Raw genomic sequence first — 25,232 nt, 5'->3', positions numbered from 1 at the left:
GAAACATGTCTGATAATCAATCGACAATCTCGATGCCGACGACATACGATCCGAAAGCAGCGGAGCAAAAGTGGTACGACTACTGGACGAAGGGAAATTATTTCCAGGCGGGCAAACGTCCCGATGCGCCCACATATACGATCGTCATCCCGCCTCCTAACGTGACGGGCATGCTCCACATCGGCCATGCGCTTGACTTCACGCTGCAGGACATTATGACGCGTACGAAGCGGATGCAAGGTTTTGACGCGCTTTGGCTGCCGGGCAGCGACCACGCCGGCATTGCGACGCAGACGAAGGTGGAGCAGAAGCTTCGTGAACAAGGGGTGTCGCGTTACGACCTTGGCCGCGAGAAGTTTCTGGAGAAAGTATGGGAATGGAAAGAAACGTATAACAATACGATCCGCGAGCAGTGGGCGAAGATGGGCTTCGGCCTCGATTATTCCCGCGAGCGCTTCACGTTGGACGAAGGGCTTTCCAAGGCCGTTCGGCATGTGTTCGTCAGCCTGTACGAGAAAGGCTTGATCTACCGCGGCAAGAAAATTATTAACTGGGATCCGGCTGCACGCACGGCTCTATCGGATATTGAAGTCGAGTATAAAGAAGTAACGGGCGCGCTGTATCATCTGCAATATCCGCTCGCTGACGGCAGCGGACATCTTACGGTTGCGACGACTCGTCCGGAGACGATGCTCGGCGATACGGCCGTTGCGGTTCATCCGGAGGATGAGCGTTACAAGCACCTCATTGGCAAAATGCTGCGTCTGCCGATCGTCGACCGTGAAATTCCGGTTATCGCGGACGAATATGTAGAGAAAGACTTCGGCTCCGGCGCCGTGAAGATTACGCCTGCGCATGATCCGAACGACTTCGAAGTGGGCCTGCGCCATGACCTGCCGCAAATTACGGTTATGGACGAGAGCGGCAAGATGAACGAGCATGCCGGACCGTATCAAGGTCTCGACCGTGCAGATTGCCGCAAAGCGATCGTGAAGGATTTGCAAGAGCAAGGCGTCTGCATCCGCATCGAGGAACATGTGCATCAAGTCGGCCACTCCGAGCGCAGCGGCGCTGTCGTAGAGCCTTACTTGTCGACGCAGTGGTTCGTATCGATGAAGCCGTTGGCTGACCGTGCGATCGAAGCGCAGAAGAGCGGCAAAGGTGTCAACTTCGTGCCGGACCGGTTCGAGCGCACGTATTTGCAATGGATCGAGAACGTACGCGACTGGTGTATTTCCCGCCAGCTGTGGTGGGGCCATCGTATTCCAGCGTGGTATAACGCAGAGACGGGCGAGACGTTCGTCGGTACTGAAGCGCCTGCCGGCGCCGATCAAGAAGGATCGCCTTGGCGCCAAGACGAAGATGTGCTCGACACGTGGTTCAGTTCCGCATTGTGGCCGTTCTCGACACTCGGCTGGCCGGATGAGGACAGCGAAGATTTCAAACGGTTCTATCCGACCGATCTGCTCGTTACGGGCTACGATATTATTTACTTCTGGGTTGCGCGGATGATTTTCACAGCGCTCGAGTTCACGGACCAAATTCCGTTCAAGGACGTGCTGATGCATGGTCTCGTGCGCGACGAGAACAACCAGAAGATGTCCAAGTCGCTTGGCAACGGCGTCGATCCGCTCGACGTTATCGAGAAATACGGCGCGGATGCGATGCGGTTCATGCTCTCGACGAACAACACGCCAGGCCAAGACCTGCGTTTCCGTTGGGAGAAGGTCGAACAAGCACGCAACTTTGCGAACAAAATTTGGAACGCATCGCGCTTCGCGCTGATGAACCTGGGCGGCGTATCCGCTGCCGATATCGACATTACGGTACCGCTCGGCACGGCTGACCGTTGGATTCTGCACCGCCTGAACGAGACGTCGCGCGACGTTACGCGTCTGATCGACAGCTATGACTTCGGCGAGACGGGCCGTCTGTTGTACAACTTTATCTGGGACGATCTGTGCGACTGGTACATCGAGTTCGCGAAGCTGAATCTGTACGGCACCGATCCGGCTGCCAAGCAAGCAACGCAGTCGGTGCTCGCATACGTGCTCGACCGGACGCAGCGTCTCATTCATCCGTTCATGCCGTTTATTAGCGAAGAGATCTGGCAACACTTGCCGCATGAGGGCGAGACGATTACGCTGGCGGCATGGCCGACGTTCGATCCGGCGCTTGAATCGCCGGAATCGGTGCGCGAGATGGAACTGCTTATGGAGCTAATCCGTGCGGTTCGCAACATTCGCGCAGAAGTGAATGTGCCAATGAGCAAGAAAATCGAGCTTATTGTTAAGCCTTCTGGAGAAGCGGAACTTGCGATCGTTGAACGCAACCGCGAATTCGTGGAACGTTTCTGCGGCACGTCGAAGCTTGGGGTTTCGATCGACGCTGCTTCGCCTGACAAAGCAATGTCGGCAATCGTAACGGGCGCTGAGCTGTTCTTCCCGCTTGCTGGCCTGATCGACATTGCTCAAGAAGTCGCGCGTCTAGAGAAAGAACTGAAGACGCTCAACGGCGAAGTCGAGCGTATCGAGAAGAAACTGGGCAACGAAGGGTTCGTAGCGAAGGCTCCTGCGAAAGTCATCGAGGAAGAAAAAGCAAAAATGGCAGATTACGCTGACAAAAGAGACAAAGTGCTTGCACGTATTGCTGAGCTTCGCGGGTAATCCGGACGGAAGGTAGTGAAATGAACATGAGTATGAATGACATGCAATCGGAGGCTGCAGCGGCGGACAACGCCGCTCCGCTCCGTACATACAAGGAAGCTGCGGATTGGATTAACGGGCTCATTCCATTCGGCGTTCGGCCGGGCTTGGATCGGATGAAGCTGCTGATGGAACGGATGAACAATCCGGAGCGGCGTCTGCGTTTCATTCACGTGGCAGGTACGAACGGCAAAGGCTCGACCTGCGCTTATTTGACATCGGTATTGATCGCGTGCGGTTATGATGTAGGGACATTCACATCGCCGTACATTACGAAATTTACGAACCGGTTCCAATACAACGGAGAAGACATTCCGGAGGAAACGCTGCTCGAGCTCGCGAACATGCTGAAGCCGCATGTCGAAGAGATTGCGGCTTCGGAGCTCGGATCGCCGACGATGTTCGAAGTGTCGACAGCGATAGCGATATTGTTCTTCGCCAAGAAGACATTCCCGGACTACGTCGTATGGGAGACGGGACTCGGCGGCCGGATGGACGTGACGAATATCGTGTCGCCTGCCATCTCGCTTATTACGAACGTGGGCCACGACCATATGGACATATTAGGGGATACGATTGAAGCGGTAGCTATGGAGAAAGCCGGCATTATTAAGCCAGGCGTTCCTGTAGTCAGCACGGCGACGCAGCCGGAAGTTATTGCGGTGTTGAAGGAGAAGGCAGCCGAATCGAAGAGTACGCTCTATCTGCTCGGGGAGCAGTTCCAATACGAGTCGGTATCGGTTCAAGAGAATCTTCAATCGTTCCGATTCCGCGGCCCATTCCGTTCGATCGAGCCTCTCGAAGTTACGCTTAATGGCGGCCACCAGCAGGCGAACGCCGCACTGGCGGTAATGGCGCTTGAAGTGCTTCGTCAGTACAATGCGTTAATTGTTGAGGACGAAGATTTGAACCGGGGACTTCGGGCTGCCGCTTGGCCGGGCCGATTGGAAATGGTGTCGAACGAGCCGCGCATCCTGATGGACGGCGCGCACAATCCGGAAGGCGCAGCGACACTTGCCGCTGCGTTACAGTCCACTTATTCGTATAATCGGGCTCATGTCGTGATCGGAATGCTGGAGAATAAGAATCACAGCGAGACTCTCCGGCATATACTGCCAATAGCGGATACGCTGATCGTGACCGAGCCTGATTTTCGCAAAAAAATGAGTGCGGAGTCTCTCGCTTCTATAGCTTCCGAGCTTGCGTCAAAACTAGGCTTGAAGGTTAATGTAATTATCGAGCCGGATTGGCGTGCGGCGCTTGATCGTCTGGAGAAGACGATAGAAGATGGAGATCTCGGCGTTGTGACGGGGACACTGTACCTTATTTCCGACGCGCGCTCTCGGCTGCTTCATATCACGGATAATGAAAAAGGTTGGTGAACCGTCTTTGAATACGGCAGAACATGTGCATTTTATCGGCATCGGCGGTTACGGGATGAGCGCGATTGCGCGTGTCATGCTGGAAATGGGTTATAAAGTAACGGGGTCCGACGTTGTGCGGGCTGAGCTGACGGAGAAGCTGGCGCAGAAGGGTGCAGGCATCTTCATCGGCCATGAAGCCGAACACGTGAAGGGCGCCGATCTTGTCGTGTACTCGACGGCGCTTCCTAAGGACAATGTCGAACGTAAGGCAGCGGAAGATTTGAACATTCCGATTCTTCACCGCGCCCAGATGCTGGCGCGTCTTATGAACGCTGGCAAAGGCGTAGCGGTAGCCGGCGCGCACGGCAAGACGACGACGTCGTCGATGATAGCGCTCGTTATGGAGACGTGCGGCATCGATCCGACGTATATTATCGGCGGCGAAATCGTTAACGTCGGCACGAACGCGAAAGCGGGCAAGGGCGAGTATGTCGTAGCAGAAGCAGATGAAAGCGACGGCTCGTTCCTGCAATACCATCCAACGATAGCCATCGTGACGAACATCGAACCGGATCATCTTGAAAATTACGACGGTGATTTCAACAAGCTGAAGAGCGCTTATGTCCGCTTCCTCCAGCAAGTGAAGCAGGACGGCAAAGCGATCGTATGCATCGATGACGAGAACCTGCAGGAGATCCTTCCGCAAGTCGGAAGCGGTTCGCTGCGGGACGATCAGATTGTGACGTACGGCATTGAGTCGGAAACGGCGCATTTCCGCGCGACAGACATTCTGCTCGGCGACCGTAAAGTAACGTTCACGCTGAACCGTCAGGGCCAAGCGCTCGGGAAGGTAGAGCTATCCGTACCGGGCCGCCACAACGTCTATAATGCGATGGCGACGATTATCACCTGTCTGGAAGCCGGACTCGAGTTCGGGGCGGTAGCCGAGGCGATTCGGCAGTTCCGTGGAGCGAAGCGCCGTTTCCATGTGCTGGGCGAGAAGAACGACATTCTCATCATCGACGATTATGCGCATCATCCGACCGAGATCCAAGCGACGATCAGTGCGGCTAAGGCGACAGGCAAACGGATCGTTGCCGTATTCCAGCCGCAGCGTTATACGCGCACGTACTTCCTGCTGGAGCAGTTCAGCTGTGCGTTCGGGGAAGCGGACGAGGTTATCATTACCGACATCTATTCGCCAGCTGGCGAGCAGCAGATCGAAGGTGTGAACTCGCGCAAGCTGGTCGAGCTGATCATTAAGAACAGCAACGAGAACACGGCATATGTGCCGACGAAGGAAGAAGTGCTGGAGCAGCTTAAAGCAGCGATGAAACCAGGCGATCTGATCATTACGATGGGCGCGGGGGACATTTGGAAAGTAGCGGCTGCGCTGGCAGAGAGCCTGTAACCAGTTGTTTCGGATAAACACATCAAGCAAGCACGCAATCGAGCGTGCTTGCTTTTTTTTTTGTGTGATGCATATGTGCCACAACAGCGTGCAGGAAGCTGGGCAAAGAGTTCTTGCAGTCCTATTGATGTCGCAGCAGTCTTGCATTGCCATAAGTTTCGTGCGGCGAGGAGCTAGTTGAAGGGGGTTGCTGGATGAAAAGTAGTGTCGGGACAACATATTTGATGAAAAATGAAACTTTAGCACTACTCATCTGACTTCAGAACGAATTCGTTCATGACGATATAACTAAAGAAAATCAACAACTTAGAAAAGGAAGGGTAATCATGAACAAAAAGTTAAATGTTTTCCTGTTAGTCTGCTTGGCTATTATGATCGTACCGGCCTATGCTTTTGCTGCGGCTACTGCGGTCACGGTATCGGTGGACGGCAAAGCGGTGAAGTTTACGAATGCTCCAGTTCGGAAAGACAACGCGACGATGGTTGAAGCGAAGCCTCTTGCGGCGCAAATCGGCGCGACCTATGCGTATGATACGAAATCGAGCACCGCTACGATCAAACGAGGCGCGACGGTCGTCAAGCTGACGGTCGGCAGCAAATCGGCGACGGTTAACAATGCGAAGAAATCGCTGCTTGCGGCGCCGTCTACTCTGAAAGGCTACGTTATCGTACCGGCAGAATTCGTTGTGCAGTCGTTCGGCGGAACCGCCAAGTGGGACGGCAAGAGCACGCTGACGATCACTTCGCCGGCAGCCATCGAATCGGCGAGCCAGAAGAAGGCTGTAGAAGTCGTTAAGTCGTACATCGCATCCATTTCGAATAAAGATTTGAAAGCAATGAAAGCGACTTGGCTGCCTTCCAGCTGGAATGCAGAAGATGAAGCGGATATGAAGGAGCAGTTCGAAGAACAAGCCGCGAAGTTTACAGTTAAGTCGGCGAAGATTACTTCGTTCAAAGGGACCTCGATAACGATCGATGCCGTCATTCGCGTCGAAATGGACAGCCAATACGCACTCGACGAAGTTCATGAGAACGTGTACGTGCTGGTGAAAGACTCGGCAGGCGTGTGGAAGATTAAGTCGGAAGAATGGCAGGGCGGAGATTACGACTTGCCTCAGCAACCGGCAGCAGCTTCCGCTGATTTCTCGGCAAGCGTAAATGATTTGGTCGAGCAATATGCGAACAGCTTGAGTGAAGAAAATTTGGAAGCGATCAAAGGCATGTTTGCGGCAGATTCGATGAGTGCTGCGGACGAGATTGATTATTGGACTTCCGATTTCGAAGATTATGATTCGCTCTACACTCCGTCTGATGTATTCTTGTTCGCAGCTGACGAGAACAACGGTACGGCTTCGGTTCTCGTCTCGTTCGACGTTGAAGATGAAGAAGACTACTATACGTATGAGTCGGTTCTGTTCCTGAAGAAGGATGCGGCCGGCAAGTGGATGATTCAAGAAATAATTGATTTGCTATAGCAGATTTGGACTGGGCAGCGCTCGAAGCTGTCCAGTCTTTTTTATATGGGATAAGTGTCTGCTTCTTGCCCGCCGCACATTCGTCGTCATAAATCTCGCATCACGCTCATAGATTGCTAGTACAGGATGGACAAGAACCTTCCGAAGCTGCTTTTGCCGAAGGCAAAAGGTGAAGGAGAGAATGAGCATGAAGCGAGACCGAAAAATGACGATCCGGTTCGATGGTGCTGAATCGGCGGCGAACAGCCGCAAAGCGGCGGGTGAAGATGTGCGGATGAATCCGCATTTGCGGGTTCTGCCTGATATGCGTTCTGAGGACGGACTAGAGAAGAGCGAGCCGGCAGCAGATCAATCGCGGACATATAAACGGCCTTCACTGGATGATATTCAAGTGCTGGAACAGCTCATTCGGCAGGAGAACGGGACGGTCGCACGACGGGACAGCTATCCGCAGGATGCGAATACGGGCGAGCAGGACCGGATATCGCCGAGCGGGCCGAGCGTATGGACTTTTCCAGAGCCAATCAAGCAAACGAAGGTGAAAAATGTCGAAACCGAACGAAAACTAAATTCGGCTGCGAATCGTATAGAAGATGCAGGTATGTCAACACAGCATACAGCATCATCGGTAATGAAGGATGAAGAACGCGAAGAACGGTTGTCCCAGACCGGACGGATTGCGGTCGTTCAACCACCAGATACAGACTCGTCTCTGCTGCCCTTAAGCGCAGAGGACAAGCCTTATAGCATACCCGATTGGGATTTGGGCAGTCTGGAGAGCGGACATTCAAGCGGACGCTTCGGAATTCGTCCAGCTATTGCTGATTATTCGCGTACCCGCTCGCGCGGGCCTTCGTGGCTGAAAGTATTCGCTTCGGTGGCGGGCGCTATCGCGACTGGTGCGTTGTTCGGATATTTGGCGCTCGCTCTGTTCGCCGGACAAGGTCCTTGGTCTGGCAGCAACGACGGCGAAGGGACGGCTGCATCTACGGCGGTTGCCGATCCTGCGATTGCTCCGGCCGGCTCGACTGACAGCAGCGGGAATCCGTCGCTTCCTGCCGCAAGCGGCAGCGGAAGCGGCGGAACGGCTGCAGCGGGCAGTCCGGAGGACAATAAGCTGCCTCCAGCCTCGAACGGTGCAACCGCCAATGTGCAGCTTGATTTGAAAGCACAGTCGTTTCAAGCGCTTCAATACGGCGTCTTCAGCTCTGCAGAAGGAGCGGATGCGACAGTATCGGATCTGGCGGACAAAGGCTTAGCCGCTTACCGTCTGGATACGGAGAACGATTTCCGCGTCTATGTCGGCATGTCCGGCAGCCGCGATGGGGCATTGGCGCTGAGCCAACTGCTGAACGGCATGGAAGTATACGTGAAGGCGATTGAGCTTCCGGCTGTGAAGGCGATGCCGTTCTCGGGAAACGCTGAAGTGCTTCGGAAGTATTGGAAGGAGACAAGCGAGTTGATCAGCATGCTTGATCGGCTCACATTGGATCAATTGGAACTGACAGCTCCGAAGCCGCTAAGCGCCGAATCGTCCGCTTCTTGGAGAAAGCTGCATGAGCAGTGGCTGTCCACTTCGGCGGCTGTCGCAACCAAGCTGACGGGGGAACAGGAGAAGAAAGCTTCGAATCAGTTGGCCCAGTCGATTAATACCGCAGCAGTATCGCTTGTCGAGTACGACAAGAAGCCGTCTGCTTCCCACCTGTGGAATGCGCAATCGGCTCTGATGTCCGCCGTATTTGCCGAAAAAGGATGGCTGGAATCGAGCGGCGGATTGTAAACGGTAGAACTAGCGCTTATAATGTCCATAGGTGTCAATTCATGGCGAGAGGCGTTGGGCGATGAAGAAGAACGGCTGGATGCTCCTTCTATTTATCGTACTTGGATTGTTAACGGGAGCTTTAGTGCAGAGATGGCTGAAGCAGGTACCAGGCTTGTCCTTCCTGACGGATACGACGACGGTGAACTGGTCGCCGGCAGCCGATCTTTATGTAGTAAGCTATGATTTAACGATTCGGCTGGAACTCAGCATTCTGAGCATTCTCGGACTTGTTGCGGCGATCTGGCTGTACCGTAAAATGTAATTCCGACAGAAGCTTGAGCAAGCAGCGGAGTAAATGAAAGGAAGTGCCATTACCGTGGCAACCGGGATGCATTCCGAATTGAATACAATTGGCCAGCTCGTGCTGGCCTCATCGTCTCCGCGCCGGCAGGAACTGGTCGCATCTCTCGACCTTTCCTTGCCGGTTCGTATTTTGTCGACGGATGCGGATGAGAGTGCAGATCCTTCTTGGTCGCCTTCCGAGATGGTGGAGCAGCTTGCGCTGCGCAAGGCTGAAGCGGCACTCGAACGTCTTCGTCAAGAGGGCATCGATGGTACGTCGCTTGTTATTGGCGCCGATACGATCGTTGTGCTGGACGGCGAAGTGCTTGGGAAGCCGGTGGACGTTCAGGATGCAATTGCAACGCTTCGGCGGCTGCAAGGCCGTGAACATGAGGTCTACACAGGTGTATGCTGCTTGTCATCTGAGAGTGGTGTCCGCGATGTAAGGCACCGCCGAACACGTGTCTGGATGAAGCCCATGCCAATCGAGCGCATTGAGCGTTATGTTGCAACCGGCGAGCCGATGGACAAAGCAGGCAGTTACGCCATTCAAGGACTTGGCGCTACGAATGTGGAGCGGATCGAAGGCTGCTACTTCAATGTCGTCGGATTGCCGCTGTCGCTGCTGTCCGATATGCTTGCGGACTTCGGCATCTCTGTCTATTAATGTATAGAACGGTTTTCTATTTGTAATCGGGAGGTAGCTCGGGACATGGAATCTAAAGCGCAATTGATGCGCGATGTCCCCCGTGAAGAACGTCCGAGAGAGCGCATGATGGTACATGGGGCGGAAGCGCTAAGTCACGCTGAACTGCTTGCGATATTGCTGCGAACCGGCACTAGCCGGGAATCGGTCGTGGAGCTGGCAGCCAGCATTCTGAAAGAATGCGGCGGGCTCCGTTATTTGGCTGATATGAGCGTTGAGCAATTGATGGGCGTGCATGGCGTCGGTCCAGCCAAGGCGCTGCAATTAAAGGCGGGAATCGAGCTGGGCAGGCGAATGGCCGCAGCCCGGTTCGGCGACCGCCCTGTCATCAAACGACCGCAGGATGCTGCCGACCTGGTGATGGACGAGCTTAGGTACCAGTCGGTTGAACATTTTATGTGCTTGTTTCTAAATACGAAAAATCAGGTCGTTGCTCGCGAAACGCTATCCGTCGGAACACTCAACGCCTCGCTAGTACATCCCAGAGAAGTGTTCCGTGAAGCGATTAAGCGCAGCAGCGCGTCTATTATATGTGCGCATAACCATCCTAGCGGCGACCCAGCCCCGAGTCCGGAAGACATTACGCTAACCCAGCGGCTTCGCGAAGCAGGAACGTTGATCGGCATCGAAGTGCTGGACCATCTTATTATCGGAGATGGAAAGTTTGTTAGTTTGAAGGAGCGGGGACTGTTGTAATATAATAATAAGGATTGTCGTCAAGAAGAGAAGGGAGCTTTACACATGTTTGGAGGAGCGAAAGATTTGGGTATCGACCTTGGAACGGCGAATACCCTAGTCTATGTAAGAGGAAAAGGAATTGTCGTCAGGGAGCCTTCTGTGGTCGCCCTGCGTACCGATACGAAGACAATTACAGCGGTAGGCGAACAAGCGAAGAAGATGATCGGCAGAACACCAGGCAACATTCGCGCCATTCGTCCGATGAAAGACGGCGTTATCGCCGACTTTGAGACAACCGCTACAATGATCAAATATTTTATTCGCCAAGCGCAGAAGCAGCGTTCGCTGTTCCCGCGCCATCCGAACGTCATGGTATGCGTACCGTCGGGCATTACGGCCGTCGAGAAGCGCGCCGTCGAAGACGCAACGAAACAGGCCGGCGCACGCGAAGCGTTCACGATCGAGGAGCCTTTCGCAGCTGCAATCGGCGCCGATCTGCCCGTGTGGGAGCCAACGGGGAGCATGGTCGTCGATATCGGCGGCGGTACGACCGAAGTCGCTGTCATCTCGCTGGGCGGCATCGTAACGAGCCGTTCGATTCGCGTTGCCGGCGATGAGATGGATGAGGCGATCATCCAATATATCAAACGCGTCTACAATCTGATGATTGGCGAGCGTACGGCTGAGCAGCTTAAGATGGAGATCGGTTCGGCGCTTCCGCTTGAGAAGAGCGAGTCGATCGAAATTCGCGGCCGCGATCTCGTGTCGGGCTTGCCGAAGACGCTCTCCATTACATCCGATGAGATGACGGATGCGCTGACGGATACGGTTAACTCCATCGTGGATGCAGTGAAGATAACGCTTGAGAAGTGTCCGCCGGAGCTGTCCGCCGACATTATGGACCGCGGTATCGTATTGACCGGCGGCGGAGCGCTACTGCGCAGCCTCGATAAGCTGCTGTCGCGCGAGACGGGCATGCCGGTTATCGTAGCGGACAATCCGCTTGACTGCGTAGCGATCGGAACGGGCCGCGCGCTCGACAACATTCACCTGTTCAAGAACAACCGGTCGGCGTCGTCCCGGTCGAAACGCTAATAACAGGCGTTAGCATTACACCATAGAGAGTATAACGATGGGCGGTGATCGAACTGTTTAATCTGATGAGAAACAAACGGCTGTTCGTCCTCATGCTCGGATTAATCCTGTTCATCGCAGCGCTCGGATTCTCGCTACGCGACCGGCAGCTGTCGGCGCCCGAGAAGTTTGTCAATGATTCCGTCGCCTATGTACAACAATGGTTTTACAAGCCCGCTGGCTATATAGCGGGCTTGTTTGAGGATATTGGCAACATCCGATCCCTGCAGAAAGAGAATGAACAGCTCCGAACGACGGCCGCTGCATATGCGAGAGACAAGATCAAATACAACGTCATTGAAAAAAGCAACGAGTCATTGGAGAAGGCCCTCCATTTCACGGAGCGCCAGCGCAGCTTGAACGACTACGAATATTTGATCGCGCAAGTCATTTCGATAAGTCCCGACCCGTATAACCCTACCATTAAGATCGATCTGGGTTCGGAGAATGGAATTAAGGAAAACATGGCCGTTGTCTCCACCGACGGGCTTGTCGGCATCGTAACGAAAGTATCGGCATTCTCCTCGAATGTGGAGCCGATTACTTCGCTTGATGAGAAGTCTCCAAATTCCAAGTCGATCTCGGTCACCGTGCTCGGCAGAGAAAACGTTTCGTTCGGCATTATCGGCACATTCGATCATGATAAAGGCCGCTTCATCATGAACCGTATTCCGGAGAACGATCCGATGATTGTCGGCGATACGGTCATCACTTCGGGACTTGGCCGCGTCTTCCCGAGAGGACTTGTTGTCGGGACGGTAGAGACGACGCCGCAAGCTGGCGATTTCGGATTGACGAAGGTCGCTTCTGTGAAGCCGCTCGCCGATTTTAACCGTTTGACCGAAGTTTTCGTCGTGAAGATGGCGGAGACGGGGGAAGAAACGCCATGACGACCGGTCGGTTGATCATCGTGATGTTCCTTGTATTTATCGTGGAAGGGACGCTGGTCCCTTGGTTTATACCGGACTCACTGGCAGGCAGAATCATTCCTCATTTCACTTTCATACTCGTGATGTACACTGCACTCTACGCCGGGCGTCATAAGGCATTGTTGTTAGGTTTGATCTTCGGATTGCTGCAGGACGTTGTCTACTTCGGCAACTTGCTTGGCGTTCATTCCTTTGCAATGGGGTTGCTTGGTTATTTGACCGGTCTGCTGCTCGATAAGAAGCGAGTGACGATGATGAGTGCGCTGTCTGTTATCATACTGGCCTGTATGGCCTACGAATCGATTCTATACGCGGTTTATCGTGTATTCCGGTTTACCCGCGAGTCTTACCCGCATGCGCTGATGGAGCATATGGTGCTCAGTACATTTCTGCAGCTCGGATTTGCACTAGCGATCTATGTTCCGGTGAGACGCTGGATGGAGAAGTCTGGCCATCCTGTACGCAAGCCCGAAAATGAAGAAGAATAATCATGCGGTTCGGCAGGATTCGGGGCATGTCGAAAAGAAAGGAATAGATCATGGGAGGGACGAACGTTGACCGAAAAACAACATATTACCATCAAAGGCGTCAAAGAGGGTCTCGTGTTCCTTCTCGATGATCGCTGCGAATTTTCGGCACTGCTCGACGAACTGCATTATAAGCTTGAGAAAACACATCAGCAGCTGCTGACCGGACCGCTTATTCACGTTCATGTCAAGCTTGGCAACCGGGAAACGACAGAAGAAGAGAAGGAACAGATCAAATCGGTGCTGCGCCAACGCGGCAATTTGCTCGTACAGTCCGTTCAAGGAGAGGCTGACCAGGCGCCTCAGCCGGATGGGAACGAACAACAGTTAAAAGTAATGACGGGAATCATTCGATCCGGTCAAGTCGTAACGCATGAGGGAAGCTTGCTTCTGCTCGGCGATTTGCATCCTGGCGGATCGATTATTTGCACAGGCGATATTTACGTAATGGGAAATCTTTCGGGAATGGCTCACGCCGGATCGGAAGGGAATGCGGAAGCGATTATCGCGGCTTCTATCCTTCGTCCGACGCAGCTTCGAATCGCCGAAGTGATCAGCCGCCCTCCGGAGGAGTGGATGACGGGGGATGCTGCGATGGAATATGCTTTTCTGAACGAAGGCGTTATGCAAGTCGATAAGACGACCCAGTTATTCCGTATGCGTAAAGAACCGCTCGTGTATAAAGGAGTGTAGAGAGCATGGGAGATGCGATAGTCGTAACATCGGGGAAAGGCGGCGTAGGCAAGACAACGACGTCGGCAAATGTTGGAACGGCGCTGGCGCTGCTCGGCAAAAAAGTATGCATGGTCGATACGGATATTGGTTTGCGCAATCTGGATGTCGTGATGGGACTTGAGAACCGGATCGTATACGATCTCGTCGACGTTGCAGAAGGGCGCTGCAGACTGCAGCAAGCGCTTGTGAAAGACAAGCGGTTCGAAGAGCTGTATATGCTTCCAGCCGCTCAGACGAAAGACAAGCACGACGTGACTCCGGAGCAGGTGCGCGATATCGTGCTGGAGCTTAAGAAAGATTTTGATTACGTCATTATCGATTGCCCGGCAGGCATCGAGCAAGGCTTCCGGAATGCGGTTGCGGGCGCGGACCGCGCAATCGTCGTGACGACGCCGGAGAATGCGGCTGTACGGGATGCGGACCGCGTGATCGGTTTGCTGGAGCAAACGAACATTTCGGCGAAACTAATCATTAATCGGATTCGTCCGAACATGCTCAAAACGGGCGATATGCTCGAAATCGATGAAGTGTGCCAAGTGCTGGCCGTTGATCTGCTCGGCATTGTGCCGGACGATGAAAAAGTCATTAAATCGGCAAACGCGGGAGAACCGACCGTTATGGATCCTTCCTCGCGTGCCGCGATTGCATATCGGAACATTGCGCGGCGTATACTGGGCGATATGGTGCCGCTAATGCCGCTAGACGAGAAGTCGGGCAGTGCATTCAAGCGTATCCGCAAGTTCCTGGGAATAGGATGAATTAGCAGTGATTCATAAACTGAAGAAGCTAGATTGGGGCATCATCGCACTGCTGCTGCTGTTCATGTGCATCAGTACTTTGATCGTGCATAGCGCAACCTCGTACGATCCGCGGTATGCTTCTTATGACACCAAGACCGTTATTTTTTACTCGATCGGCTTTGTCGTCGTTCTTATGATGTCATTGATCGATTATCGGCTGCTGCTCAAGGGTTGGTACATTTGGTACGGTATCGGGCTTGTGTTGCTCGTACTTGTGTTCTTTCTGGCAGAGGAGATCAACGGTGCGCGAAGTTGGTTCAAGCTGCCGGGCGGATTGCAGTTCCAGCCTGCCGAAATGGTTAAGATCGTCCTTATAATCGGCATCGCCTATCTAATGGGCAGGCGGCAAGGTGAGCCGTTGCGGCTGACAAGCGACGTGCTCGCAGTTGCAGCCTACTCTTTCGTGCCCTTCCTGCTCGTTATGATGCAGCCGGACCTCGGCAATGCGATTATTTTCCTCGTTATCGTGCTCGGTATGCTGTGGATCGGCAATGTCCGGTATTCGCACGTGCTGGCCGGGTTCACGGTCGTTGTTGGGTTCATTTTGTTGTTCGGTATTTTGTTCAATACGTACAATGACCAGATCAAAACGTATATGGTCGAGCACGAACGGCTGCATTGGTACGAACGGATCAATGGTTTCATGAATCCAGGCAGCGGCTCGGAGAAGGAAATCTACCAAGCGACGAAGGCAAAGATCGCAATCGGCTCCGGCGGGTTGGCGGGGGATGGATATTTGCAAGGCGACTCGAAGAATAACGCCTTCATCTCGTATCCTTACTCCGATTCGATCTTCGTCGTCGTTGGAGAAGAGTTCGGATTCCAAGGCTCAGCCGTACTGCTGATGCTCTATTTCTTGCTTATCTATAGGATGATCTTAATTGCGTTCCAGTGTTATGACAAACGGGGGTCGTTCATGATCATCGGTATTGTCTCGATGTATGTTTTTCAAATCTTCGAGAATGTCGGGATGATGATCGGGTTGATGCCGATTACCGGTATTACGCTGCCGTTTGTCAGTTACGGAGGCACTTCACTGCTGCTCAATATGATCTGTATTGGTCTTGTGTTCAGCATTAAAGTGCATCAGGAGAAATACGAACTGGATACGTAGCTGTTGTTCTGTACTAGGAGTTGTTCCGAAGCTGAGTGCTTCGGAACAACTCTTTTTGTTGTATGCCGAATGTTCGGAGCTGGCGTACAGAGAATACGGCGTCTGAGGCTTATTAGGAATGAAGTTGTTATTTCGCGTCATATTCGCGTCATATATTTTGGGATTTTCTTTGTGGAATAAGCGATATCGGCAAATTTGGCCATGACACCACGTGGAATCCATTGTAATATGTTAGTAAATCTAACATATTGATAGGTGGATGATGCGATGACGTTGGATTTGATTGTGAGAGGCGCAGCTGCCGTGCTGCAAGACGGCGTGAAGCAGGTCGAAATCGGCATCAAGGACGGCATCATCGCAGTAATTGCAAATAGAATTGAAGAAGCAAGCATGGAAACAATCGACGGCAGCGGCTTAACGGTGCTGCCCGGTGCCGTTGACGTGCATGTCCATCTTAACGAACCTGGCTTAGGTCATTGGGAAGGGTTCGATACGGGGACTGCCGCGCTAGCCGCGGGCGGCTGCACCACCTGCTTCGATATGCCGCTTAATGGCAGACCGCCAACGGTGACAGAGCATGCGCTGCGGATGAAGCTTGCAGCCGCTTCCTCATCTCGTATCGATTACGGTTTATGGGGCGGCTTAATGCCTGGACATATGGATAGTATCGGTCCGCTGGCGGAAGCGGGCGTTATCGGCTTCAAAGCGTTTATGTGTTTCCCGGGTTCGACTGAGGAGGGCGACTTTCGTGAAGTCGACGATGTGAGCTTGTTAAGAGGGATGGAGAGAATCACTCCGACCGGCCGGCTGCTTGCGCTGCACGCCGAGACGGAGCCGATTGTAGCGGCATTAGCGGATGAGATGAAGCGCGCCGGAAAGACAGATGCAAGGTCCTATGCTAGATCGCGTCCAATCTGGGCGGAGAGGGATGCGGTGCGGCGGGCACTGCTCGCAGCGGAGCTTACGGGGTGTCCGGTCCATTTTGTCCATATCAGCAGCTCAGATGCGGTGCTTGATATCGCGGAAGCGCGCCGCGCAGGCATCGATGCATCGATCGAGACGTGTGCTCATTATTTGACGCTAACCGAGGATGATTTGGCTGAAATCGGCGCTGCGGCAAAATGCTCCCCTCCGCTGCGCGACACGGCAAATTTGGAGCGGTTGTGGGAGCTGGTTGCGGATGGAACAATCGAGATTGTCTCTTCCGATCATTCGCCATGTCCGCCAGAGATGAAAGATTCGAGCGATTTCTTCGCCATATGGGGCGGTATATCAGGGGCGCAAAGCACAATGGAACTTATGCTGGACGAAGGCCATCTGAAGCGCGGACTGCCGCTCACACGAATTGCACGGGCCGTCGCCGGAGCTCCAGCGGAACGGTTCGGGATTGCGGACCGCAAAGGGGCAATAGAAGTAGGGCGAGATGCCGATCTTGCGTTTGTCGATTTGAACGGGACGTATCGGCTCGAGAGGGAGATGCTGTTCGACCGGCACAGGCAGAGTCCTTATGTCGGGCGTCAAATCGGCTGCCGCGTCGTGCGGACGATGGTTCGAGGCAGGACGGTATACGCAGAGGGGGCTCTGACAGGTGGAGCAGGGGGAGGGATTCTCGTCCGTCCAACAGTACAGGCTGCTGGTTCGGTGTTCAGGCCGAATCCGCAATCTACGCTGCGCGGTTAGGCGGCAGAGCTGACGATTATGATGGATTAAGGGGGATTGTCGATGAACGAACGTATTGTATTCGATCATGAGAAACGTGCTTCGGACCGGATGAAGCTGCTGGATTGGCTGGACCATAGCGACGAGCGTTTGATCCAAATGATCCAATCGTTAGTGAGAGTCCCGTCCGATAATCCGGCTGGAGACTGCCGTCCAATAGCCGCCGAGACAGCGGCATGGCTGGAAGAGCTTGGATTCGAGCCGATTACGGTTCCGGTGCCTGCCGAAACAGTTCGTCAGGCCGGCATGATTGCGGTCAATAATGTACTGGCTAAGATCACAATAGGTGACGGCCGCGGGCCGGTCATCGTGCTGAACGCACATGGCGACGTCGTTCCGCCAGGAAGCGGCTGGAGCTACGATCCTTATGGCGGACAGATCGATGAAGGCAAGCTTTACGGGCGCGGTGCAGCCGTCTCGAAGTCGGATATCGCGGTTTATACGTTTGCGGCGATGGCTATAAGGGAGTTGGCTGCCGGCGGCTCTGGTACGATCGTTCTTGTCTTTACGTTCGATGAAGAGACGGGCGGCGAAATCGGACCGAAACGGCTGCTCGCATCAGGGAAGGTCGATCCGGACTATGCGATATGCGCGGGTTTTACGCATTCGGCCGTTCATGCTCATAACGGATGCTTGCACTTAGAAGTAAAGGTGAAGGGCAAATCCGCGCATGCGGCTATACCGGATACGGGAGCGGATGCGCTGCAAGCGATGAACCGGCTTTTGACAGGGCTGTACGAATATCGAAACGGGCTGGCGCAGCACCAGTCCGGTGTGCCAGGCATCGGTTCGCCTACATTGAACGTTGGACTTATCAGCGGGGGGATCAATACGAACGTCGTGCCGGACGAGTGCACGATTCGGCTTGACCGCCGCATTATTCCGGAGGAAGATCCGATAGCGGTCGAACAGGAACTCATTGACCGGATAACGGCGTCGGTCTTGCATATGCCGGGCATATCGGTCGAAACGCAGCGCATATTGCTTGCCTATCCGTTCGGTCCTGTCGATACTGCCTCACCGCTCATCAGCGCTCTGAAGACAAGCTGGTCGGACGTTATGGGCGGAGGCGAACTTCCTGTGGAAGGTGTGCCGTTGTACGCGGACGCCCGTCACTTCGATGAGGCAGGGGTGCCGGCTGTTATGTTCGGAGCTGGCCCGCGCACGCTTGCGGAAGCGAATGGCCACCGGTCTGATGAGCATGTTCTGGTGTCCGATGTTGCCGCTGCTGTACGTGTTATAACGCTAACGCTTTACAATTTGCTGAATGCCGAGGCTCACGACTCACTGTAATTTGGACGGCTTTCCGTATATGATAGATGAACGATAGAACGGTTTGTTCGAAGAAGGCTGCAGCAGCTGTGAAAGGGAGAGGCAGAATGAATATTGTCGTACTAGATGGCTATACGTTAAATCCCGGAGATCTGTCGTGGGAAGCTTTCGAGGCGCTTGGAACGGTTACAGTATACGATAAGACGGATGCGGATCAAATCGTTGAGAGGGCGCGGGAGGCAGACGCCGTCTTAACGAACAAGACGCCGCTGAACGGCAGCGTACTTGCCGAGCTGCCGCGTCTGCGTTATATTGGTGTGCTTGCAACCGGTTATAATGTGGTCGATCTGCCTGCGGCATCGTCGCAAGGAATCGCCGTAACGAATATTCCGGATTACAGCACAGCATCGGTCGTTCAACTCGTGTTTGCCTATTTGCTCGAGCATTGCCATCATGTGAAGCAGCATAGCGATGCTGTCCATAGCGGACGTTGGAGCAGCAGCCGTCACTTTATGTTTGCTGATTTTCCGCTCGTGGAGTTGGCGGGCAAGACGATCGGTCTTTTCGGATTCGGCCAGATCGGGCAACAGGTTGCACGGACTGCACTAGCGTTCGGGATGAACGTTGTTGTGCATACGCGTACGGAGAAACGAGTCGAAGGGCTGGAATCGGTTCGATTCGTCACAATGGAACAGCTGTTTCGGCAGTCAGATTTCGTTACGCTGCATTGTCCGCTTACTTCGGATACGCAAGGTATTATTAACAGCCGGACGATTGAATGGATGAAGCCGACTGCGGTATTGATCAATACAGCGCGCGGCGGACATGTCGTTGAAGCAGATTTGGCTTCCGCATTGAACGAAGGACGGATTGCCGGTGCCGCCGTCGATGTGCTAAGCGTCGAACCGCCGCCGGCAGACAACCCGCTCATTGGCGCTCGCAACTGCTATATTACGCCGCATATCGGCTGGGCAACCTTCGAAGCACGGCAGCGGCTAATGGGAATTGCGGCGGACAATTTAAAACAGTACATGATCGGAAGTCCAGTTAATCGAGTGAACGGATAACCGTAAAGAGTGTGTTCAGAAAAGATAAGACCGGTTCCAATCTATTCATGCGGCTGCCTAGCGGCAGCACGGATAGAGTGGCGACCGGCTTTTTATTTGGTGAAGCCAATCCATTTAGGCTGTGTTTGGTGCCGCAGCAGAAAGATTAGCCCGCAAGATGTTTAATGGAATAGTCGTTGTTCCCGGGCTGCTGCCGCTCATAGTTGTTCCTCATCCTTCATACATATAGGACAAGTGAAGGAGGGCGAAAATAATGAATGAACGGATTCGGCAGCGGCAACAGCAGAAAATCCGGCAAATCATCGAGCAGTCCAAGACGGCGGACTTGTATGGTGAACCGGTTACCCTATTGAATCAGCCCAATGAGCATGTTGAACATAAGGCAATTCCAATAATAGAACGGCAGCCTGCTGCAGAACAGCCGGCTGCTGCCGATCATTCTGTCATAGATAGTCTTCCTCCTGCCGGCTGGACTGTGCCCAACGATGCTTTTTCCCCGCCTGTTTCTGCTGCTGCGGGCCGATCAAGCGTGAAGAACCATGTGAACCCATATGAGCAGGATCCGGAGAAGTTGTGGAAGGCGAATGCCGCACCATGGCTTGGCTTGTATGCGGACAGGCTGCCTGGGAATAACGGAAGCCGGCATTCTCATGAAACGAACCATACGGAAGGCGGCTCCAGGTTCTGGCGCCTGATCCGAAATCAGTTCATTGTAAGCGCGATTCTGTTCGGTGTTCTGTGGGGGCTGTTCAAATTGGACGGAGCTCCTGCACAGGAAGCCCAGACGGTTGTCACGACGGCGCTTACGACCGATTTTGATTTTCAGACGGTATCGGCTTGGTATGATCGTACGTTCTCCGGTTCCCCGGCGTTCATACCGTTGTTCAGCAACGGCGGACATGCGGAGACGGTGGACGGCGCTGCCATGACTGCGCAGGCGGTTGTCTCTCCGCTGCCGGAGTCAACGCTTGTGAAGTCGTTCGCCCAGTCGCTCGGCGGAATCGAATTGGCAGGGCAGCCAGGCGATCCGGTATCGGCAGCGGAGACCGGACAAGTCTTGCTCGTTACACCGGATGCCGGCGAAGGGCAGACGGTTATCATTCAGCATGCCGGCGGCAGGCAAACGCAATATGGACAGCTCGGCGAAGCGAAGGTGCGCAAGGACGACTGGGTAGAAGCGGGAGACGTGATCGGCCGGCTCGGCAACGGTGAAGGCAATGGGCACAGCCTGCTGTATTTCGCCGTGAAGGAGGACGGACGGTTTATCGATCCGACCGAAGTGATACCGCTTGATTAAATGGCGCGGAATCGTATGGAGCGTACACCCGCTGTTCGTTATCGTTATGCTGCTGTCGGTTGCCGCGGGCCGGTTCGCCGAGCTTGTTACGTTGTTCTCGCTCGTCTTCGTGCATGAGCTTGGACACGTAGCAGCGGCCCGCGCGTTCGGATGGACGATTCGCGAGGTGAAGCTGCTCCCGTTCGGAGGCGTGGCGGAAGTCGAGGAAGCGGGCGGCATGCCGACGAAAGAGGAGGCCATTGTCGCAGTTGCCGGACCGCTGCAAAACGTCTGGATGGCTGGCGTAGCTTGGGTAATTGGTCATCTGAGCGGCTGGGATTCAGCCTGGTCGGACGAACTGGTGAAGGCTAACCTGATCATTATAGCGTTCAATCTTATTCCAATCAGTCCGCTCGACGGAGGTAAATTGCTGCAATGCTTGCTAGGGCGGTTTCTGTCCTATCATCGGGCGCTGTCTTGGTCCATTCGGCTAAGTATTGTAATGAGCACCATACTGGCCGTGTCAGCTTTTATTGGGCCGTTGTGGCCAGGAGGCGGCGTACAGCTTAACGTGCTTGCGATCGCTCTGTTTCTGCTTGCGACGAATTGGACTTACCGCAGGCATATGCCTATTCTCTTCATCCGTTTTCTTGTGAACCGGGACCGCTTCACCGCCAAGCGGCTTAGCAGGAGCTCCGGCGCATCCCCGATCATTGTGCGTCCAGAAGCGGCGGTTCAGTCGGTGCTGCGCCATTTGCGCAGGGACCATGTCCATCTTGTCTACGTGACGACCCCACGAGGCGAGTTGCTCGGCGTCATGCCTGAGAACGAGCTGTTATACCGTTACTTTACCTCTGCGAACCCGAACCGGCCCGTCATTGAGCTGATCGTTTGACCGTCTTCCCGTTCATGCTATAATCGTCCTAAATAACAGCGGACGGGCAGGGGGAGCAGATGAGGCAGCTATTGGTACAAAGCCGCATTGACGGATTATATGCCGCGGTGCTGGAAGACGGCATTCTAATTGATTATGTATCGGAGCCCCGCGAGCAGGGACAGCCTAGCAGCGGCCTTGGCACGGTGGTGGGCAACGTGTATAAAGGCAAAGTGGTGAACGTGCTGCCTGGCATGCAGGCTGCCTTTCTTGATATTGGCCTCTCGAAAAATGCCTTTCTATACATCGACGATGCGCTGCATCCGAACATCGACAAGCGCGAGCAAACTTCGGGAAGAGATAAGCCTCTAATTCAGAACATCGTGAGGCCAGGGCAGGAGCTCATTGTGCAGGTGATGCGGGATCCAAGCGGCGGCAAAGGGGCCCGTGTGACGACGCATATGTCGCTGCCGGGCAGATGGCTGGTCTATATGCCGGAGGCTGACTATGTCGGCGTATCGCGCAAGATCGATAACGATTCGGAGCGGGAGCGGCTTCGGATGCTCGGCGAACGGCTGCGGCAGCCGGGAGAAGGCATTATTATCCGCACTGCTGCGAGCGGCGTGCCGGATCTGGCGTTGGCCGAAGATGTGGCGGGAATGCGGGACGTGTGGCGCGGGATTATACAGAAGGCACCGGATGTGAAAGCGCCTGCCGAGCTGCACCGGGAACCGGGGCTAGTCCATCGGGCCATAAGGGATATGCTGACAGCTGATACGGATGAAATATGGGTCGATGATGACGGCGTGCTGGCACAGACGGTGGCGCTCGTGAAAGAGATGGCTTCCGGCCGGGAAGGGATCGTGAAGCGTTATCCGGAGAACAGGATGTTCGCGCAGTTCGGCGTCGATGCCCAAGCCGAGAAGGCTTTCGCAAGAACCATTCAATTGGCCAGCGGCGGATATATTGTGTGGGACGAGACGGAAGCGCTGACTGTCATTGATGTCAATACGGGTAAATATACGGGCGGCGGCAGTCTGGAGGAAACGCTCTACCGGACGAATGAGGAGGCGGCGGAGGTGATTGCGCGGCTCCTTCGTCTTCGCGATACCGGAGGCATCATTATTGTCGATTTTATCGATATGGAGGAAGAGTCGAACCGGCAGCGTATCTCTCAGCGCATTGAATCGCTAACCAGAGGAGACCGGAACCGTTGCACGGTCGTTGGGTGGACGAGGCTTGGGTTGCTCGAATTAACGCGCAAGAAGGCAAGGCTTAACAGGCGCTCGCCGGGAAGCTCCACATGCGAATCTTGCGGTCGTGAGCGTTAATTGACGAAAATCGTTGAATTAGCCTAGTGGGCATGCTATAATAGTCGGGTGTATGTTTTCATTATTTGTTTTCATACACAAGGTACCGCTCCGAACAGGTCAGCAAGTGCGGCACTTCGTGTCTGCCACCTGCATCAGGCGAGTCTTCACTAATAAGGAGGTGCACCATCCATGTACGCAATTATTGAAACGGGCGGCAAGCAATACAAAGTTCAAGAGGGCGATGTTCTTTACATCGAGAAACTCGAGGCTGGCGCAGGCGAAAACATCACTTTCGACCGCGTTCTTGCCGTATCCAAAGGCGACGCACTCGTAGCAGGTACGCCAGTTGTAGCTGGCGCTACAGTTTCTGCTAAAGTCGAGAAGCAAGGCCGCGGTAAAAAAATCATCGTTTACAAATACAAAGCGAAGAAAAACTACCGTCGCAAGCAAGGCCACCGTCAACCGTACACGAAAGTGACGATTGAAAAAATCCAAGCGTAATCGGATAACTGCATGATTACGGTGACATTGACGCGGAACGGCTCGGACCGCCGCATCGTGAAGTTCGAAGTTTCCGGACATGCGAACTACGCGAAGCGGGGACAAGATATTGTCTGTGCGGGCGTCTCCGCAGTAACCGTTGGCACAGTGAATTCGATTGAAGCTGTTGCGGGAGTCAATCTCCCCTACTCGATACGTGACGGATGGGTGAGCTCGGATATTCCGACGCAAGCTGATTCGTCCGTCGACGAGCGAGTGCAGCTGCTGCTTGAGAGTATGGCGGTCATGATCGGGTCGATCCAGGAAACGTACGGGAAGTACGTAACCATTCAAGAACAATTCGTACAATAGAGGAGGGAAACCACCATGTTGAAATTGGATCTTCAGTTGTTCGCATCCAAGAAGGGCGTAGGCTCGACGAAGAACGGACGTGACAGCCACTCGAAGCGTCTGGGCGCGAAACGTGCAGACGGTCAAGTCGTTACTTCCGGCAGCATTCTGTTCCGTCAACGCGGAACGAAAGTTCACCCGGGTAACAATGTAGGCATCGGTAAGGACGACACGCTGTTCGCGTTGGTAGAAGGCGTTGTTAAGTTCGAACGTTGGGGACGCGACCGTAAAAAAGTTAGCGTATATCCAGTAGCTGAAGCAGCTGTAGCTGCAGCAGCCGAATAATATCGCTTCAACAAGTGCCCGGCCTGTAGTAACAGGCCGGGTTTTTCATCATTTGGCAGCTCATCCGTGTTATACTGCATATACCGCTCTACATAGAAAGTGGGATTATCGCGAATGAATCGGATTGGATCGGCTAAATATATCGTGTCCATATCGTTGCTGCTTCCTTTTATTGCATTATTCATATGGGAAACGGCTTGGTGGCCAATCGTCGCCGCTGCCGTATGGACAGCACTTACGATCGCCGTATGGATTCAGTCGGAACGCAAGGAGCAGCGCATTAAGCTTCAGAGGGTAGAACGGGCGCTGCAAACCGTATCGATCCGTACGATTAATCATCACCGGCACGATTGGATGAACGATCTTCAGGTGCTTTATGGGTATATCCGGATGAATAAGCAGGAAAGAATTGTACAGTACATCGAAGGCATTCGAGAGCGCATGGCGGCGGAGAGCCAAATCGCAAAGCTTGGTGTTCCTTCGCTAGTGACGTACTTGCAATCGTTCCGGACGATGACCCATTCTGTGCAGTTGTCCGTCGTTATTGACGGCGAATTGGATCTGGAAGAAATTCCGATCGATCGGGAAGGTGTTGCGGCTGCGCTGATCGATCTTATGAATATGTACCGAAGCGGCATTAAGCAAGGAACGGGCGAGCCGGCCAAGCTTAAGCTCCAACTGTACCGGGACGACAAGTCGTTGCATGCCGTCTTTTTCTATGACGGGGAATGGAATGACATCGGTGATACGATGCACAAAATAAAACAGCGGCTTAGAAATTCGCCGCTTCAGCCGATCAGTTCGGAGCAATCGCTTGCGGAACTGCCGCTAAAGGCTGAACTGCGCGGTTGAA

24 protein-coding genes and 1 other annotated feature are annotated in these 25,232 nt (G+C 53.9%); all 24 genes read left to right on the top strand.

The window, feature by feature from the left end:
* Positions 1-5: 5 nt before the first annotated feature.
* The 24 genes from PKO01S_RS02545 to PKO01S_RS02430 all read left to right on the top strand — a co-directional run bounded on the left by PKO01S_RS02545 (position 6) and on the right by PKO01S_RS02430 (position 25,231).
* Positions 6-2,666 (top strand): valine--tRNA ligase, encoded by a 2,661-nt coding sequence (locus PKO01S_RS02545; protein WP_127529721.1) that lies wholly within the window; start codon positions 6-8, stop codon positions 2,664-2,666.
* Between the two features lie 26 nt (positions 2,667-2,692).
* Complete coding sequence (locus PKO01S_RS02540) at positions 2,693-4,087, top strand: bifunctional folylpolyglutamate synthase/dihydrofolate synthase (protein ID WP_127529720.1); 1,395 nt, start codon at positions 2,693-2,695, stop codon at positions 4,085-4,087.
* 7 nt (positions 4,088-4,094) lie between these two features.
* Positions 4,095-5,480, top strand: coding sequence for a UDP-N-acetylmuramate--L-alanine ligase (gene murC, locus PKO01S_RS02535; protein ID WP_127529719.1), 1,386 nt, complete (start codon positions 4,095-4,097; stop codon positions 5,478-5,480).
* Between the two features lie 326 nt (positions 5,481-5,806).
* Positions 5,807-6,955 (top strand): copper amine oxidase N-terminal domain-containing protein, encoded by a 1,149-nt coding sequence (locus tag PKO01S_RS02530; protein ID WP_127529718.1) that lies wholly within the window; start codon positions 5,807-5,809, stop codon positions 6,953-6,955.
* A gap of 187 nt (positions 6,956-7,142) precedes the next feature.
* Positions 7,143-8,735 (top strand): SPOR domain-containing protein, encoded by a 1,593-nt coding sequence (locus tag PKO01S_RS02525; RefSeq protein WP_164779446.1) that lies wholly within the window; start codon positions 7,143-7,145, stop codon positions 8,733-8,735.
* 61 nt (positions 8,736-8,796) lie between these two features.
* Positions 8,797-9,039, top strand: a complete 243-nt coding sequence (locus PKO01S_RS02520; RefSeq protein ID WP_127529716.1) for a DUF4321 domain-containing protein — start codon at positions 8,797-8,799, stop codon at positions 9,037-9,039.
* 66 nt (positions 9,040-9,105) lie between these two features.
* Positions 9,106-9,726: a Maf family protein gene (locus PKO01S_RS02515; RefSeq protein ID WP_127529835.1), complete on the top strand. Its 621-nt coding sequence runs from the start codon at positions 9,106-9,108 to the stop codon at positions 9,724-9,726.
* 45 nt (positions 9,727-9,771) lie between these two features.
* Positions 9,772-10,461 (top strand): RadC family protein, encoded by a 690-nt coding sequence (radC, locus tag PKO01S_RS02510; RefSeq protein ID WP_127529715.1) that lies wholly within the window; start codon positions 9,772-9,774, stop codon positions 10,459-10,461.
* Positions 10,462-10,506: 45 nt separating this feature from the next.
* Positions 10,507-11,538 (top strand): rod shape-determining protein, encoded by a 1,032-nt coding sequence (locus PKO01S_RS02505; RefSeq protein WP_127529714.1) that lies wholly within the window; start codon positions 10,507-10,509, stop codon positions 11,536-11,538.
* A 44-nt stretch (positions 11,539-11,582) separates the two neighbouring features.
* Positions 11,583-12,467, top strand: a complete 885-nt coding sequence (gene mreC / locus PKO01S_RS02500; RefSeq protein WP_127529713.1) for a rod shape-determining protein MreC — start codon at positions 11,583-11,585, stop codon at positions 12,465-12,467.
* Complete coding sequence (gene mreD, locus PKO01S_RS02495) at positions 12,464-12,994, top strand: rod shape-determining protein MreD (RefSeq protein WP_127529712.1); 531 nt, start codon at positions 12,464-12,466, stop codon at positions 12,992-12,994. Before mreC ends, mreD begins: the two co-directional genes overlap by 4 nt.
* Before the next feature lie 66 nt (positions 12,995-13,060).
* Positions 13,061-13,726, top strand: a complete 666-nt coding sequence (locus tag PKO01S_RS02490; RefSeq protein ID WP_127529711.1) for a septum site-determining protein MinC — start codon at positions 13,061-13,063, stop codon at positions 13,724-13,726.
* Between the two features lie 5 nt (positions 13,727-13,731).
* The gene (gene minD, locus PKO01S_RS02485; RefSeq protein WP_127529710.1) at positions 13,732-14,526 is read left to right on the top strand and encodes a septum site-determining protein MinD; all 795 of its coding nucleotides are present in this window, start codon (positions 13,732-13,734) and stop codon (positions 14,524-14,526) included.
* Positions 14,527-14,533: 7 nt separating this feature from the next.
* Positions 14,534-15,682, top strand: coding sequence for an FtsW/RodA/SpoVE family cell cycle protein (locus PKO01S_RS02480; protein WP_127529709.1), 1,149 nt, complete (start codon positions 14,534-14,536; stop codon positions 15,680-15,682).
* Between the two features lie 267 nt (positions 15,683-15,949).
* Positions 15,950-17,362, top strand: coding sequence for an allantoinase AllB (gene allB, locus PKO01S_RS02475; protein WP_127529708.1), 1,413 nt, complete (start codon positions 15,950-15,952; stop codon positions 17,360-17,362).
* 42 nt (positions 17,363-17,404) lie between these two features.
* Positions 17,405-18,694, top strand: a complete 1,290-nt coding sequence (locus PKO01S_RS02470; protein ID WP_127529707.1) for an ArgE/DapE family deacylase — start codon at positions 17,405-17,407, stop codon at positions 18,692-18,694.
* A gap of 86 nt (positions 18,695-18,780) precedes the next feature.
* Positions 18,781-19,740, top strand: coding sequence for a D-2-hydroxyacid dehydrogenase (locus PKO01S_RS02465; protein ID WP_127529706.1), 960 nt, complete (start codon positions 18,781-18,783; stop codon positions 19,738-19,740).
* 253 nt (positions 19,741-19,993) lie between these two features.
* Positions 19,994-21,037, top strand: a complete 1,044-nt coding sequence (locus PKO01S_RS02460) for a M23 family metallopeptidase (RefSeq protein WP_127529705.1) — start codon at positions 19,994-19,996, stop codon at positions 21,035-21,037.
* A complete protein-coding gene (locus PKO01S_RS02455) occupies positions 21,030-21,911 on the top strand; it encodes a site-2 protease family protein (RefSeq protein WP_127529704.1) in 882 nt (293 codons plus the stop codon). The genes PKO01S_RS02460 and PKO01S_RS02455 overlap by 8 nt, the downstream gene beginning before the upstream one ends.
* A gap of 59 nt (positions 21,912-21,970) precedes the next feature.
* Complete coding sequence (locus PKO01S_RS02450; RefSeq protein ID WP_127529703.1) at positions 21,971-23,221, top strand: Rne/Rng family ribonuclease; 1,251 nt, start codon at positions 21,971-21,973, stop codon at positions 23,219-23,221.
* 76 nt (positions 23,222-23,297) lie between these two features.
* Positions 23,298-23,377, top strand: a sequence feature (ribosomal protein L21 leader region).
* A gap of 15 nt (positions 23,378-23,392) precedes the next feature.
* Positions 23,393-23,704: a 50S ribosomal protein L21 gene (rplU, locus tag PKO01S_RS02445; RefSeq protein ID WP_127529702.1), complete on the top strand. Its 312-nt coding sequence runs from the start codon at positions 23,393-23,395 to the stop codon at positions 23,702-23,704.
* Between the two features lie 12 nt (positions 23,705-23,716).
* A complete protein-coding gene (locus PKO01S_RS02440) occupies positions 23,717-24,055 on the top strand; it encodes a ribosomal-processing cysteine protease Prp (RefSeq protein ID WP_127529701.1) in 339 nt (112 codons plus the stop codon).
* Between the two features lie 15 nt (positions 24,056-24,070).
* Positions 24,071-24,379 carry a 50S ribosomal protein L27 gene (rpmA, locus tag PKO01S_RS02435; RefSeq protein ID WP_127529700.1) on the top strand — a complete coding sequence of 103 codons (309 nt, stop codon included), beginning with the start codon at positions 24,071-24,073 and terminating at the stop codon, positions 24,377-24,379.
* A gap of 114 nt (positions 24,380-24,493) precedes the next feature.
* Complete coding sequence (locus PKO01S_RS02430; protein WP_127529699.1) at positions 24,494-25,231, top strand: Spo0B domain-containing protein; 738 nt, start codon at positions 24,494-24,496, stop codon at positions 25,229-25,231.
* Position 25,232: the final 1 nt, after the last annotated feature.

It is taken from the genome of Paenibacillus kobensis NBRC 15729 (assembly GCF_004000825.1).
In the GTDB taxonomy this organism is placed as follows: Bacteria; Bacillota; Bacilli; order Paenibacillales; family Paenibacillaceae; genus Paenibacillus_T; species Paenibacillus_T kobensis.
The sequence above is the reverse complement of the archived record's forward strand: the minus strand, read 5'-3'. Positions and strand labels throughout refer to the sequence as shown.

Excerpts from the sequence above, each read along its gene's own strand:
- PKO01S_RS02545 (WP_127529721.1), top strand. The coding sequence starts at position 6 with ATGTCTGATAATCAATCGACAATCTCGATGCCGACGACATACGATCCG.
- PKO01S_RS02540 (WP_127529720.1), top strand. The coding sequence starts at position 2,693 with ATGAGTATGAATGACATGCAATCGGAGGCTGCAGCGGCGGACAACGCC.
- PKO01S_RS02530 (WP_127529718.1), top strand. The coding sequence starts at position 5,807 with ATGAACAAAAAGTTAAATGTTTTCCTGTTAGTCTGCTTGGCTATTATG.
- PKO01S_RS02525 (WP_164779446.1), top strand. The coding sequence starts at position 7,143 with ATGAAGCGAGACCGAAAAATGACGATCCGGTTCGATGGTGCTGAATCG.
- PKO01S_RS02520 (WP_127529716.1), top strand. The coding sequence starts at position 8,797 with ATGAAGAAGAACGGCTGGATGCTCCTTCTATTTATCGTACTTGGATTG.
- PKO01S_RS02515 (WP_127529835.1), top strand. The coding sequence starts at position 9,106 with ATGCATTCCGAATTGAATACAATTGGCCAGCTCGTGCTGGCCTCATCG.
- radC (WP_127529715.1), top strand. The coding sequence starts at position 9,772 with ATGGAATCTAAAGCGCAATTGATGCGCGATGTCCCCCGTGAAGAACGT.
- PKO01S_RS02505 (WP_127529714.1), top strand. The coding sequence starts at position 10,507 with ATGTTTGGAGGAGCGAAAGATTTGGGTATCGACCTTGGAACGGCGAAT.
- mreD (WP_127529712.1), top strand. The coding sequence starts at position 12,464 with ATGACGACCGGTCGGTTGATCATCGTGATGTTCCTTGTATTTATCGTG.
- minD (WP_127529710.1), top strand. The coding sequence starts at position 13,732 with ATGGGAGATGCGATAGTCGTAACATCGGGGAAAGGCGGCGTAGGCAAG.
- allB (WP_127529708.1), top strand. The coding sequence starts at position 15,950 with ATGACGTTGGATTTGATTGTGAGAGGCGCAGCTGCCGTGCTGCAAGAC.
- PKO01S_RS02470 (WP_127529707.1), top strand. The coding sequence starts at position 17,405 with ATGAACGAACGTATTGTATTCGATCATGAGAAACGTGCTTCGGACCGG.
- PKO01S_RS02465 (WP_127529706.1), top strand. The coding sequence starts at position 18,781 with ATGAATATTGTCGTACTAGATGGCTATACGTTAAATCCCGGAGATCTG.
- PKO01S_RS02460 (WP_127529705.1), top strand. The coding sequence starts at position 19,994 with ATGAATGAACGGATTCGGCAGCGGCAACAGCAGAAAATCCGGCAAATC.
- PKO01S_RS02450 (WP_127529703.1), top strand. The coding sequence starts at position 21,971 with ATGAGGCAGCTATTGGTACAAAGCCGCATTGACGGATTATATGCCGCG.
- rplU (WP_127529702.1), top strand. The coding sequence starts at position 23,393 with ATGTACGCAATTATTGAAACGGGCGGCAAGCAATACAAAGTTCAAGAG.
- PKO01S_RS02440 (WP_127529701.1), top strand. The coding sequence starts at position 23,717 with ATGATTACGGTGACATTGACGCGGAACGGCTCGGACCGCCGCATCGTG.
- rpmA (WP_127529700.1), top strand. The coding sequence starts at position 24,071 with ATGTTGAAATTGGATCTTCAGTTGTTCGCATCCAAGAAGGGCGTAGGC.
- PKO01S_RS02430 (WP_127529699.1), top strand. The coding sequence starts at position 24,494 with ATGAATCGGATTGGATCGGCTAAATATATCGTGTCCATATCGTTGCTG.